General features: G+C 34.5%; 12 protein-coding genes. 11 read left to right on the top strand and 1 reads right to left on the bottom strand.

Features of this window, described 5'->3' with window-relative positions; translation table 11 throughout:
* Positions 1 to 110 precede the first annotated feature (110 nt).
* Positions 111 to 935 (top strand): class I SAM-dependent methyltransferase, encoded by an 825-nt coding sequence (locus SB49_RS00195; RefSeq protein ID WP_062052737.1) that lies wholly within the window; start codon positions 111 to 113, stop codon positions 933 to 935.
* Between the two features lie 207 nt (positions 936 to 1142).
* On the opposite strand, the gene SB49_RS00190 is transcribed toward SB49_RS00195, so the two are convergent.
* Positions 1143 to 2510, bottom strand: a complete 1368-nt coding sequence (locus tag SB49_RS00190; RefSeq protein ID WP_062052735.1) for a hypothetical protein — start codon at positions 2508 to 2510, stop codon at positions 1143 to 1145.
* Positions 2511 to 2953: 443 nt separating this feature from the next.
* Between SB49_RS00190 and SB49_RS00185 the strand changes: the two genes are divergently transcribed.
* The 10 genes from SB49_RS00185 (at position 2954) to SB49_RS00140 (ending at position 12916) form a co-directional block, all read left to right on the top strand.
* On the top strand, positions 2954 to 3889 hold the full coding sequence (locus SB49_RS00185; RefSeq protein ID WP_062052733.1) for a hypothetical protein: 936 nt from the start codon (positions 2954 to 2956) through the stop codon (positions 3887 to 3889).
* Between the two features lie 77 nt (positions 3890 to 3966).
* Complete coding sequence (locus SB49_RS00180; RefSeq protein WP_062052731.1) at positions 3967 to 5088, top strand: hypothetical protein; 1122 nt, start codon at positions 3967 to 3969, stop codon at positions 5086 to 5088.
* A 143-nt stretch (positions 5089 to 5231) separates the two neighbouring features.
* Positions 5232 to 5921: a DUF6090 family protein gene (locus SB49_RS00175; protein WP_062052729.1), complete on the top strand. Its 690-nt coding sequence runs from the start codon at positions 5232 to 5234 to the stop codon at positions 5919 to 5921.
* Between the two features lie 32 nt (positions 5922 to 5953).
* On the top strand, positions 5954 to 6667 hold the full coding sequence (locus tag SB49_RS00170; RefSeq protein WP_145758330.1) for a DUF6090 family protein: 714 nt from the start codon (positions 5954 to 5956) through the stop codon (positions 6665 to 6667).
* A gap of 246 nt (positions 6668 to 6913) precedes the next feature.
* A complete protein-coding gene (locus SB49_RS00165) occupies positions 6914 to 8089 on the top strand; it encodes a DmpA family aminopeptidase (RefSeq protein WP_062052725.1) in 1176 nt (391 codons plus the stop codon).
* 227 nt (positions 8090 to 8316) lie between these two features.
* Complete coding sequence (locus tag SB49_RS00160) at positions 8317 to 8745, top strand: hypothetical protein (protein WP_062052723.1); 429 nt, start codon at positions 8317 to 8319, stop codon at positions 8743 to 8745.
* Positions 8746 to 8911: 166 nt separating this feature from the next.
* On the top strand, positions 8912 to 9448 hold the full coding sequence (locus SB49_RS15815; protein ID WP_082591040.1) for a PspC domain-containing protein: 537 nt from the start codon (positions 8912 to 8914) through the stop codon (positions 9446 to 9448).
* Positions 9449 to 9603: 155 nt separating this feature from the next.
* A complete protein-coding gene (locus SB49_RS00150; protein WP_145758329.1) occupies positions 9604 to 10143 on the top strand; it encodes a hypothetical protein in 540 nt (179 codons plus the stop codon).
* A gap of 501 nt (positions 10144 to 10644) precedes the next feature.
* Entirely contained in the window at positions 10645 to 11994 is a 1350-nt protein-coding gene (locus SB49_RS00145) for an amidohydrolase family protein (RefSeq protein ID WP_062052719.1), read from the top strand.
* 133 nt (positions 11995 to 12127) lie between these two features.
* Positions 12128 to 12916, top strand: coding sequence for a DUF6090 family protein (locus tag SB49_RS00140; protein WP_062052717.1), 789 nt, complete (start codon positions 12128 to 12130; stop codon positions 12914 to 12916).
* Positions 12917 to 13011: the final 95 nt, after the last annotated feature.

The raw sequence follows: 13011 nt of genomic DNA, 5'->3' as shown, positions 1-13011 counted from the left end.
TCTGAGTTATCTGACAGTGAAAGGTAACAAAGAAACATTACCGATATTTGAAAGCCCAGAGGCACGTGCCATATCTGGACGTTGGCAATTATAAACCAAAATCAAACAGGATGGAAAGCTTAAATCAAAATATAGAAAACCACTACCTGAAGGAAGAGCTTTATGAAGATATAGTAAATCGTTTAATAGAACAGGGAATTGAAATAAACGAGGTCAAAAGATCTGATATTGCTGGGGCTGATGAATTTCATGTAAGAGGCGCAGCAGTATCAAAAGAACTTGCTGAAAGTATAAACCTAGAAGGTGCAACAGTTTTGGATGTAGGATGTGGACTTGGCGGCCCATGTCGAATGTTGGCTGATGAATATAATTGTCAAGCTACAGGAATAGACCTCAGTAATGAATATATAAGAACAGCAAGGGAACTTTCTAAACTTGTAAAGTTAGATAGTAAGACTTCATTTGTTCAAGGAGATGCTACAAGCCTTCCATTTGGCGATAACATGTTTGATGTGGTCTGGACACAACATGTTCAAATGAACATTCCTGACAAAGAAAAGCTCTATTCCGAAATAAGTCGAGTACTTAAACCAGGTGGACACTTTCTTTATTATGACATCTTAAAAAAAGAAGATGGAGAAGTTAATTATCCTATGCCCTGGGCAAGTACATCAGTCATGAGTTTTCTTTTCAAAGAAACAGATATGGATGCTTTATTAACGCAATTTGGTTTAACTAAAGAGCAATCTAACAACCAGACCCAAGCCGGAATTGATTTTTTCAATGCACTTGTTGCAAAATTGAAAGAATCTGGGCCTCCAAAAATGGGGTTAAACGTTCTTATGGGTGAAACAACTAAACCGAAACTAATGAATCTTCTTAATCACTTAAAAACTGGTGAATTAGAACTTAAAAGTGGAGTTTATAAAAAATAGACCGTTGCCAACAATTTAAAATGAATAAAGATAAATTATTCAAGACAGGATTAATAGTGACTCCTTTATACCTCTCTTTGATAGAGAACATTAAGCTGATAAAAGCACTGCAAGGCAAACTGATCCCCAATTATAAATGAATATTTTCAAATGATAATTCGTGTAGGATTTCAGTTAGTTTAATCCTTAAATGCAAAGAATGATATACTAATCATTCCCAACAAAATTGGCCCTTCCAAAAAATCTTCGGTTCACGAAGTTATTGAGATTAGAACCAAACCGATAATTAAACCCAAATCTGGTGTCTATGTTATATGCTGAAGGTAGGGTTACCCTCCCACTCAAAATATCCTGTTCGGTGAAATCTCCTGATGCCAGGTAAATCTGGTCCTTTACGTAGTTACCTTCTACTCTCATAAAGAAAGAAAAATTCCCAGTGACCCGGACTTCTGCACTAATATTCAAACCTGTGGACCAAGAGCTAAAATCATCAAGATAATTTCTCAGACGATATCCCACTTCCAAGTTACCCCAACGTTGATTTAAACCTAAACTGGCTCTCAAACTATGGAGGAGCCTAGTTTCTTGAAGAACACCGGAAATTGTTTCTTCGACATACCTATTATTCCTGACTTCAATCCCATAGTTCACTCTTAGAAATCTGGAATTCTGCACTGATTCCGGAAAAAAATTGTACTCCACAGCTGGTCTAAAGCTGGTCTGAAACTTATAATTAAAGCGGGTGTTCTGACGACCTGCAATATCATATCCATAGGACCATTGGGGTGAAATAGACTTCACAAGCTGGTGATTAAAACCAAATTCTGATACATCAAAATTATTCTCAACATTATCAATGACCTGGTCACCGTTTTCATCAAGTACCGGATTCCCATTGTCATCAACCCTTGGTACTTTTTGAATCGTTCTCCTCAGCCTTTCATCTATTCTTCCAGATAGGGAAATTTTCCATTTATCCGTGATACGATTAATATTGATATTTCCACCATAATTAATTTCCTTGCTCAATTCCTCTAATTCAATATTCGCATCACTACCCACATTAAAAACCCAATAATTCCAAGGATCAACGCTTTCCTGTACAGTATCTACCGAACTGCCAGAGTCAGTCTTCATATTGATTTCGATCTCCTCTCCAGCTACGGTTTTCGCAACATAAGATGCTAAACCTAATTTGATAAACTTGGTAAGCCTTTCCCGCACTTCAAAGTCGGTATCCGTCTGTTTTGTATTTACATAAAGGGTGTCTTTTCTTCCCACATGGATGTTTTGTTGACCCGTAAACAAAAGTTGATATTGTCTTCCGCCGCCACCAGATCTGTTATTGTTAATCAGTAGAAAAACATCAGCCTTTTGATTATCCCTGTAGAAGTCCACTGCTGTAATTTCCGTTCTAATAAAATCTAAATCACAGCCTCCATCCCTTCGTTCACAGCCATCGATAAATACCCGTAGTTTATCGGGTGAGCTGTAATTTTCAATTAATGTTTGACTGATTGCAAAAGGAGTAAAGGAAAAAAATATCAGAATCAATAAAAGTGGTATTATTCTCATTTGATTAGAGTTAATTCAAGTTGACAGGACTCTTTAGACCTAGGTTAGATGCAAGGTGTCATTGCAGAAATTTGCTTTTACCGCTATTGTTTGAAAATAAGTGAACATTTTACATGAAAAAGCAAAGAAAATGATTGTCGTTTTTTTTACAGAAAACAAATATAAGCAAAAGCGGTTTCTGTTTGGGATGTGAACAGAAGTAAAAATTAAAAGACCCCGATTATTACTACATAGAATACTTTTTAAGAATAAAATGAAAACCCAAAATCACATAAGAAGCAAAGTAAAGCATGTTGCTGACAAGAGGCTATACGCAAGCGCTACAGTTCTCACAAGTTTAGAATATATTACTTATCTTCAAATCCATAACTAAACCAAAACTATGTGGCCAGCCAACATGCCAGCGCATAGCCCAAACGTTCTATAGCATTAAAATACAGAATATGAAAAAAATAACGACAGCCTTACTACTAACATTCATAACAACAAGCGTTACCTTCAGTCAAGAATATGGCTGCTTTGATTTTATCTGGGAGGGCTCAACCGTTGGAGATCGGTTTATTCCCAAGGTCGCTCTGAATGTTCCAGTAACTGTTGATGACTTACCACATGCATTTACCATGCAGTTGGATCTTGGTGCGGTTACGACTGAATTATATGGCAATTCATTTAAACCATACATAGACGCATACCCTGCTCTGGCTGAAAAAATTGATTCTAGTAAGACCTTCACGATAAATGGTGAAAAAAATGTAAAGTTCGCGGAGATGAAGCTTAAGATGGGCCAAGTAGAATTTGAAAATATCAACATAGGTTTATATGCAGGATATGGTAATCCTTTGACTGCAGACTCAATAAAAACAAAAAATTCCAAACACATAGGAACAATTGCACCTGATCTATTTCAAGATAAAATTTTAATTATTGACTATCCCAATAAGCGAATTTGCCTCTATGAAGAACTTCCGAATGAATATAGCAATTTAGATTTTCAGGACATGCTTTTGGAAAATGGCCGTATAATGCTCCCTTTTAACATTGATGATAAAGATGAAATGCTCATGTTCGATACTGGTTCAAGCATTTTTTCACTACTGACCGTAAAAAACAATGCAAAACTTATTTCGGATGGCAAAATAGCTGATTCCCTAATTGTAAATAGTTGGGGGAATGCTCTACCTGTATATGGAAGTAAACTTACAATCGATGTGAAATTTGGTAGCAGATCATTACCGACCGAACTTGTTTATTTCCTTGATAACCCCCAATTTGAAGCCGGCTTTAAACAAATGGGCATTTGGGGTATAACTGGGAATGCCTATTTTTCAAGCAATACTATTATTATTGATTATAGGAATAAAAAAATAGCTGTTAAATAACGCTATAGAACAAGTTTTATAACACATACCCTTCAGGATACGTGCCCTACACTGACCGAAAGGCAAAATAGATAAAAATGAATATTAAACTTTTACTCGTAGCTGTAATTTTCATTCTCACAACAGCATGCCATAATAAAAAGAATGATGCCGAGGCAGGTTTGGAAAGCAAGAAATCGGCGAATCAATTTGATTTGCCTGATAGTTTGTCGACTCGAAGAATTTCTTTTGCTCTACAACTAAAAAAATCTGTTGCCGAAAGTACTTGGTTTGACTTTGGAACTAAGAATAATGAAGGGACGTTAATTTACTTTGATGCAGATCGGGCTGAGGTGTTCTTTCCAGATTCAAATGTGGTCCGTAAATTGCGAAACTCCAAAAAACACAGTGATAATTATTGGCTAACTGAAAGGATGGACAGCATTCCTTATCATATGGAGGTAATGATCAGCTTCAATGAAGAAGATTCTTTAGAGTACTACTTTAAGAATCCGGTAGAACAGTATTCTTCTGTTGAAGAGATTGGGAAATATATCCCTTCTGTTGAAAGCACCGAAATGTGGGCAACCATGGTTGTTCATGAAATGTTTCACCATTATCAGTACAACAATAAGAATTACAGAAAATATGCTGATTCACAAATTGCAATTTTACCCTTTGACTCCAGAAACCTGGTCGCTTTATGTCAGGAAGACAAGCAGTTCCTAAGCATGATTCGGAGTGAAAACGACATTCTAATGAAAGCTATTTCAAATGACATTGAAGATGATCGCGATGCTTTAATTACATCCTACCTAGACCAGAGGGAAAAGCGGATCGCCAAGTACGGGGCAGAATATCCCCATCTCGAACAGGTAGAAAACTACTATGTCATCCAGGAAGGATCGGCCAGATACATTGAGTATCAGAGCATGTTTACCCTTAAAAGCTACTTTAACAATCCTGATGCTCCAACGACGCAAGATGATCCTAAGTTTAGTTCCTATTCAGAATTTGAAGAAATTAATTTAGAAAATGATGCTTTTAATTACTTAGTCTATGCCGGTACAACCGACTATCACTATACTATTGGCTTTAATATTATGCGCCTTTTAGATAAGCTGAAAATTGAATACAAAAAAGATTTACTTAATAATCCAGAAAAAGGATTACACCAATATTTAGAGGACTATACCAATACTTTGCCTAACAAAACCTAAACTGCATTAAAACACAGTTTAGCAAAACCGTTGTGCTTCATCCCGATATCCCGATATCCCGATAGCTATCGGGATCGGGATCGGGAGGGTCCAACCTATGAACAATGATAAAATTCTTTAGAAAAATTCGCCAAAACTTGCTTATGGAAAATAAAACCGGAAAGTACTTGAAATATGCTGTCGGTGAAATCATACTTGTGGTTATAGGTATTCTAATCGCTTTACAGATTAATAATTGGAATGAAACGAATAAAGCGAAAGTTAATGAACGAGAATTGTTGACCTATGTTTTAGAAAATATAAAGACAGATTCTATAAGCATAGACAGTATTATTTCTAGGTCTGATAGAGTACTGATGGTTCAGCAAAACTTAATTAAATTGTCTAATGGCGAATTACGGTCCCATGAGGTTGGCAATCTGGATTTGTTACGATCCTCTGAACCCAACCAAACAGTTACGAAAAAAAACAATCCAAATTTAGCCAATGAGGTAAGAAGCCAAGACTTAAAGAAAATCATTTTAAACTATTTTCTAGCACTAGATTGGTTAGAGTTTACAATTGAAACTAATAATGAGATTATTGAAACAAAAATTCGCCCATTCTTAGGAGAGAAAAAATTACTCAATTATGGCAATCAATTAGAGACGAACCTAAATCGACTTAATTTAATTAATTCTGAAATGTTCTATGAAGAATTTCAAAAAGAAGAGCTGCGGCAATTGCTTTTTGAATCGGGTATTAAGTTAAGAATTATGAAATTAAATGCTCAAAGAACAATGCTTAAAAATATTGAATTAAAGAATGACATAAACAATTATTTAAAAACATGATAAAATTCTTTAGAAAAATTAGATACGACCTTATGAAAAAAAACAAAACCGGAAAGTATCTGAAATACGCTTTCGGAGAAATTATCCTTGTGGTTATTGGGATATTGATTGCACTGCAAATCAACAATTGGAATGAAGCGAATAAAAAAAAGGCTTTAATGATTACTAATATCAGGTCAATTGCCGAAGATATTCAAACCGATATACTTGATATTAAAAAAACCAATAGGTCCTTACATAAACAGGTTGTTGCAGCAAACTATATAATTCCAATTCTGGAATCTGAAAATAGAATTATTGCTGATTCGCTGGGATTTATAATGGGTTTTAATTCATTTACTTCAACTCAAATTATTTCTGAACGCTCAAATACATGGAATTACCTTAATTCTTCTGGAATTTTATCTGAATTCCCCGATGCTAAGCTTTTAAAATTACTTCAAGATTATTACAAATATTATAATAATGTAGTAACAAATTTCACAAATTCAGGAAACCCTGCAAGACTAGAGATTCGAAAACTAAAGTATGAACTCTTTAGTGACAAAGAACATCGGAAATTTTTTCCAACAAACTCACCAAAAATTCCTAATGTAGAAGTTTATAATGCCATTTTTAAGGACAGCCGAATTTTACCATTATGCAGATTTATTGGAAGTACAGCTTATTATTTTGAAAGTAGCTTTAATTCTGTTCAAAGTAAAGCAGAAACGATTTTAGATTATATAGATGAAAAATACAAATAGATATAAAAATAACGAAAGCACCACAATAGCTATAAGTAACGCGAGTTTTGGTGTTTAATTTAAAGTAAGCGTATATTTACTATGTCCGCTAAATCTTTTCTCCCGGCGTGTCGGGATTGCTATGGCGAAAAAATATAAATCAAAACAAAAAGCTTTTGCTACGTGCGAAGACAGAAACAAAAAGGTTTCCTTACCTCCGCATTATTTATAGCTTAAGCGTTGTTCCACATTAAAAAACCAACCAATATGAAAAGAATATTAATAATTTTTACAGTAATACTTATTTGTTTCCAATCTTACGGACAAAAACCAAGAGCAAGAGATTTGGGAGTTCCTTTTTTTGGCGAAACTGGCAAGCTAAATGCGATTACAGATGTCAGGGGTGTTGAGGTTGGCTATAGCACGATTATCTCTGGAGAGGGAGAAAATATTGTTGGGAGAGGTCCGGTTAGAACTGGTGTAACAGCAATTTTCCCAAGAGGTAAGGATAAAAAGTTTAGTCCTGTTTATTCAAATTGGTACAGTCTAAATGGTAATGGAGAAATGACTGGTACAACTTGGGTTACTGAATCTGGTTTTTTGGAAACTCCTATTATGATTACTAACACAAATAGCGTTGGTGTGGTCAGAGATGCTATTTTGAAATGGTATGTTGATACAGATTGGTACAATGGAGAAGAATGGTGGTATACTTACCCCGTAGTTGCTGAAACTTATGATGGATTTCTAAATGATATTTATGGTTTTCACGTAAGAGAAAAAAATGTAATTGAAGCCATTAATAACTCAGCGGGCGGGAAAATTGAAGAAGGAAATGTCGGCGGAGGAACTGGAATGATGTGTTTAGGATTTAAAGGAGGAACTGGGACAGCATCTAGGCTTGTGAAAATTAAAGACTCAACCTATACAGTTGGCGTTTTGGTACAAGCAAACTTTGGTAGAAAAAAGTCCTTAACCATCTCAGGCGTTCCAGTCGGAAGAGAACTACTAGATACTTTAAACAATGAATTGAAACTACCGCCACAATCTTATCGAAAAGAAGGAGACGGTTCTATCATAGTTATAGTAGCTACAGATGCTCCATTACTTCCTCATCAATTGAAAAGAATTTCTCAGAGAGTTCCATTAGGAATCGGGTTGGTCGGAGGTTACGGCACGAATGGTTCAGGAGATATTTTCTTAGCTTTTTCAACAGCTAACGAAACTGCATTCAATAGAGCAGGTACTTCAACCGTTGAAACATTCTCAAATGATTTAATTAGTCCATTTTTTGAAGCAACTGTTCAGTCAGTAGAAGAAGCTATAGTAAATGCCTTGGTAGCAGCGGAAACAATGGAAGGAATAAATGGTAACAAATCATATGCCTTACCACACAACCTGTTGATTGACATTTTAAAGAAATATAATCGAATAAAACAATAATGTGGTATAACAATAGCTTTAAGTAATGCGGAGTTTGGTGTTTAAATTAAAGTAAGCGTATATTTACTATGTCCGCTAAATCTTTTCTCCCGACGCGTCAGGATTGCTCTGGCGAAAAAATATAAATCAAACCAAAAAGCTTTTGCTACGTGCGAAGACGGAAACAGAAAAAGGTTTCCATACCTACGCACTATTTATAGCTTAAGCGTTAGCTACAAGCTGAATAAATGAAAATTAGACCGACCTTATTAATCCTATTTGCCATCTGTCTTATCAATTCAACTTATGGCCAAAAAGAATTGAAAATATCCAAGTCGGACAATAACCGCTTGATAAACGTCTTGAACAATTCCCAACTCATTTCAGAAAACTCTGAGGAATGGCTTTCTGTGAAAATTTATATTATTGACAACGGAACAGGAAGTGCTGGATTTCCTAACTCAGAAGTTACTTATAATTTGCTCGTGGCAGTTTCAGAATTTGACGAAGAACCGAATCAAAATCTATTCGAAATTGGACCTTTCTACGATCCACACTTTATTACATGGACAAATGACAAGGAGTATCAAAAGGAATTTGAAATAGAATATGGCGAATACGATAACAGAAAGTCCTTAAGACTGAAAGTGAATATTAATGAATTGGATATAGAATAAAAAAGCCAGTAGCTAACAAGGCCTACAAGCCAATGTTTAGCATATTTACCATCATTAAAGATTTCGTACTTTAGACCGGCATGATCCCAAGCTCGATTTGATCAACATCAAATCTCAACAACGGAATCATCCCCTAACCGCTGCAATTAATAAAACATAACCTTAAATGAGTAACCAAAATAATGACGATGTTGAATTAAAATCGAACAATAAATCTGATTCTGATTTAAAACAAAAAAAATCCAATTTTACTAAAATATTATATAGAAATACCAATAAAAAAGTCTTTGGAGGTGTTTGCTCAGGTTTAGCTAATTATTTTGGTATTTCAGTGATATTAGTTCGTATTCTTTGGTTGATTTTATCTATATTTTTCTGTTTTGGAATTATTATTTATATTATCCTGTGGATTGCAATTCCGGATAAAAAATATTTAGAATCTGATTTAGATAAATCTGATAATAATTCTAATCGAGACAAATCTAATTCTACTAAAGAAGTTGTTAAAAATTCATTTTCTGTTCTTGGGATTATTGTAATAGGTTGTTTTCTAGGATTTTGGGGAGGATGGGAGTATGGTAGATCATTAGGTTATACAGGTGGCGAATCTATGGGGACTTTAATGATTGCGTTATCCGGCTTTGTATTTGGTGGAGTTTTAGCCTCAATTATTGGGGTAATAATTGTAAGGAAAAACAAATAACTAAGTACAAACCAGTATATAAAAATTTGCTGTTTTGAGCTTAATTCTATGGTCGTTGCTCGTTTTGTTACATATGATTTTCCTCAGGAAAATCCTCGAACATAAAACCGCAACTATTCTTAAACCAAACGTTAGGTAACAAATAAATGAACCTTATGAAAAATAAATTCTTATACATTATCTCATTCATACTGCTAATCACATCGTGTAATAAACAATCTTTCCAACTTGATGCCATAATCCAAGAATGTTATGATTCAATATATCAGCAAGAGGGTTTTGATATAAAAACTATTATTAATGAGTATGAAAAATTATTAATCAGCGATGGTGTTTTAAGAGACGGGAATGGAAAAAGTTATTTGGAGGTTTACAAGAAAGTAATTTCGGATAAGGACTTTCGCATTAAGTCTGAGACTTTTCAAGAATATGACCCATGGCACAAAATTGATAAGCAAATCGCTGTAACCTTATTTGAGTGTGAACGCCGAATGATTGAATTAGCAAAAAAAGAAGATTCTAAATGGATTAATTTATTTGACAAATTTGAAGCACCGGAAACAATGGAAAGTCCAGAAATGATGTATCAAGTAATGCAGGAAAACCTATCCGAAGAGGACTTAAACTCCTATTATTTTAAACTTAAAATGTTCAACATTTTTGATATGGTAAATGCCAAATGGGCAAGTCAATGAACAACACTATCATCATCTTCGGAATGAGTAAAAAATACGCTACCTCACAATGGCTAAAATTCATTGTGGTTTTGTCCCACACCAAAATAAAAGTATTCATCAACGGCTGATTTCTAAGCGGAATAATCCTGTGGATAATTCCACGACGAAATCATAGCCGAGACTTTTAGCGCCAATGGAGGAATAAAAAACAAAGCAGTACGGAGGGCAAAGCTGTTCCTTTTTAAATTGCCTTACCAATCTGTACGCACCCACCCCCTAGCCTGACCTTAAAAGGCAATTTACAAAAGGCCACGTGGGTTATTGGGAACAGTTGGCCTTAACTATGGCCTGGACAACACTACGGGCGCTAACACGGCCTACAATCCATTATTTAGCGTATTTACTACAATTCAAAACTTTTCGTACATTAGACAGGCATGATCCCAAGCTCGATTTGATTGACACCAAATCTCATCAAAGAATCATAGCCTAACCGTTGTGCAACATTCAACAAAATATATGATTTACTTCAAAAACTTAATACTCCTATCGCTCTTCATTATTATGATGGTATTTGCTGGGTGTGATTCCAGTACAAAATCAAAAACTATTAAATACTCTAATGGTTACGTATTTAATGGTGTTAGTTTTGAAGAAAAGAGCTTTGTTGTCAAAAATGGCGAATTAAATTATAGTCTTTCAGCCAAATTCGACACGATAGTTGACCTTAAAAATAAATACATAATACCTGCATTTGGAGATGCGCATACTCATAATTTTGACGATGTCGCAAAATTTGACAGCATATACAAGGCATACATCGATGAAGGAACTTTTTACGTTCAAGTGCTTACGAACCACTATTCTAATTATTTAAGATTAAAGAACTCTTTAAACACTACAGGAAAGATTGAAGCTAAGTTCGCTCATGGTGGAATTACGAGTACTGGAGGTCATCCACATAGTTTATATGAAAGTCAAGCGCTCAACTATTCTTGGCGCGCTATGTTAGATCCAACTAAAAAGGACGAAATATTGTCCAGTAAATTAAAAAAGGATGATGCCTATTATTTGATTGATTCCGTTTCTGATATTAGTAAAAATTGGGGGGAGATAATGTCCAAGAACCCCGACTTTATAAAGCTCTATCTTTCAAATATTGTTGATAGAGATAAAAATATTGAGAATAATAATATTGGTTCTTATGGGCTGTCAGAAGATGTTTTGGCTAAGATAGCAGAATTAGCACAAGAGAATAATATCCGTTTAATTGCTCACATTGAGACAGTTTCAGACTTCGAAATAGCTCTTAAACATAATATAAAATATTTTGCTCATATGCCAGGTTATGGAGGTGGAATAGGAGACACAAAATTAGAGGAATTAGTGATTCCTGATTCCCTACTTGAAAAAGCAGCTAAAAATGAAATTGTTATTACACCTACAGTTTCCTTTGCAAAATACTATGCTTATAAATGGGATGGCACTAATATGAGTTTAGATACCTTATTACTTAAAAAGAAGTATGCATTCTTGAGAAGACAGCTTATACGATTCAAAGAAGCCAACATCACTCTTACTCTAGGAACTGACCAAGGCTTTACGACTCTAGCTGAAGAGATCAATGACATAAAACAGATTAATGCTTTCAGTAATTTGGAATTACTAAATATTTTAACAACAACCCCCAAAATAATCTTCCCGGATAGAAAAATAGGAGAATTAAAAAACGGTTACGAGGCAACCTTTTTAGTTTTGAATGATAACCCGTTAGAGAATATGAATAGCATAGGTGGTATTATTTTGAGAGTAAAGAATGGAATTATTCTGGATAAAAATTTTCAGAACGTTGTACAACAATGCATATAGCCAATGCCTCTACCCTTTACCCAAAAATTAATTACCTTTTAATCAAATTAATTTTCGTGTAACCAGGTATTGTGAAGAGCGGCACTGGTGATATACGAGACCGTTGTGCTAAATTAAATAATCGTAAAAACTGATGCTAAAATTTTACAGAAGAATTAGACAACGATTGTTAACTGAAAATAAATTCAGCAAATATCTCCTCTATGCTCTTGGTGAAATCATTTTAGTCGTTATAGGTATCCTCATTGCCTTGAGCATCAATAATTGGAATGAAGAAAGAAAGGAAAGTCTTATCGAAAAAAACTATCTAAGAAGATTACTTGCGGATCTTGAAAATGATTATAAAACTCTATCCTTTTCGAAAGCCCTTTCTAACGAACGAATCAATCAAGTCAATATATTATCTAATGTTATTAAAAACCAATTACGGTCGAATGAAAATCCAACTTTAATTATTGAAAGTATTGAAAAAGTAACTTGGCGTTCATATTTACCGCTTTCAAAAATAGTTTACAATGAATTATTAAATTCTGGTAATATGTCCCTCATTAGATCAGAATATTTGAGGAATTTATTATCAAACTATTATGAAGATGCTGATCATTGGGAGATGATCTTAAATTTAGAAGATGCCCAAAAAATGTTTAGTCATGAAACTGCTGGATTATTATCAATTGAAATTTTAACCGCGATAGAAAATTCGTCATCTCTTAGAAATTCGAATCCAACTAATGAATTGGATATTCATCTGGAAGAATTAGAATTTCATCGAATTGTTAAGGAACTTTCTACAAAAAAAGAAGCCATTAAATGGTTGCCAAATATTTACCATTACCACCTTCTTGCAGATAAGGTAATAACAAATTTATCTGCAAATAATGAAACCATAAAAAAAATAGTTCAAGCGGAATTGAATAAATAATGAGAGGCCACAACGGCTATAACCCATCACTCTCCCAGGGTTTTATTTCCTATCTTAGTTGAAATCCGGTCCGAGACCCGCGCACACGTGCGTTA

Origin of the sequence: Sediminicola sp. YIK13 (assembly GCF_001430825.1) — a bacterium.
Lineage (GTDB): Bacteria > Bacteroidota > Bacteroidia > Flavobacteriales > Flavobacteriaceae > Sediminicola.
The sequence above is the reverse complement of the archived record's forward strand: the minus strand, read 5'-3'. Positions and strand labels throughout refer to the sequence as shown.

What these genes read in the sequence shown, in the direction of transcription:
- SB49_RS00195 (WP_062052737.1), top strand. Translation starts at nt 111, where the DNA reads ATGGAAAGCTTAAATCAAAATATAGAAAACCACTACCTGAAGGAAGAG.
- SB49_RS00190 (WP_062052735.1), bottom strand. Translation starts at nt 2,510, where the DNA reads ATGAGAATAATACCACTTTTATTGATTCTGATATTTTTTTCCTTTACT.
- SB49_RS00185 (WP_062052733.1), top strand. Translation starts at nt 2,954, where the DNA reads ATGAAAAAAATAACGACAGCCTTACTACTAACATTCATAACAACAAGC.
- SB49_RS00180 (WP_062052731.1), top strand. Translation starts at nt 3,967, where the DNA reads ATGAATATTAAACTTTTACTCGTAGCTGTAATTTTCATTCTCACAACA.
- SB49_RS00175 (WP_062052729.1), top strand. Translation starts at nt 5,232, where the DNA reads ATGGAAAATAAAACCGGAAAGTACTTGAAATATGCTGTCGGTGAAATC.
- SB49_RS00170 (WP_145758330.1), top strand. Translation starts at nt 5,954, where the DNA reads ATGAAAAAAAACAAAACCGGAAAGTATCTGAAATACGCTTTCGGAGAA.
- SB49_RS00165 (WP_062052725.1), top strand. Translation starts at nt 6,914, where the DNA reads ATGAAAAGAATATTAATAATTTTTACAGTAATACTTATTTGTTTCCAA.
- SB49_RS00160 (WP_062052723.1), top strand. Translation starts at nt 8,317, where the DNA reads ATGAAAATTAGACCGACCTTATTAATCCTATTTGCCATCTGTCTTATC.
- SB49_RS15815 (WP_082591040.1), top strand. Translation starts at nt 8,912, where the DNA reads ATGAGTAACCAAAATAATGACGATGTTGAATTAAAATCGAACAATAAA.
- SB49_RS00150 (WP_145758329.1), top strand. Translation starts at nt 9,604, where the DNA reads ATGAAAAATAAATTCTTATACATTATCTCATTCATACTGCTAATCACA.
- SB49_RS00145 (WP_062052719.1), top strand. Translation starts at nt 10,645, where the DNA reads ATGATTTACTTCAAAAACTTAATACTCCTATCGCTCTTCATTATTATG.
- SB49_RS00140 (WP_062052717.1), top strand. Translation starts at nt 12,128, where the DNA reads ATGCTAAAATTTTACAGAAGAATTAGACAACGATTGTTAACTGAAAAT.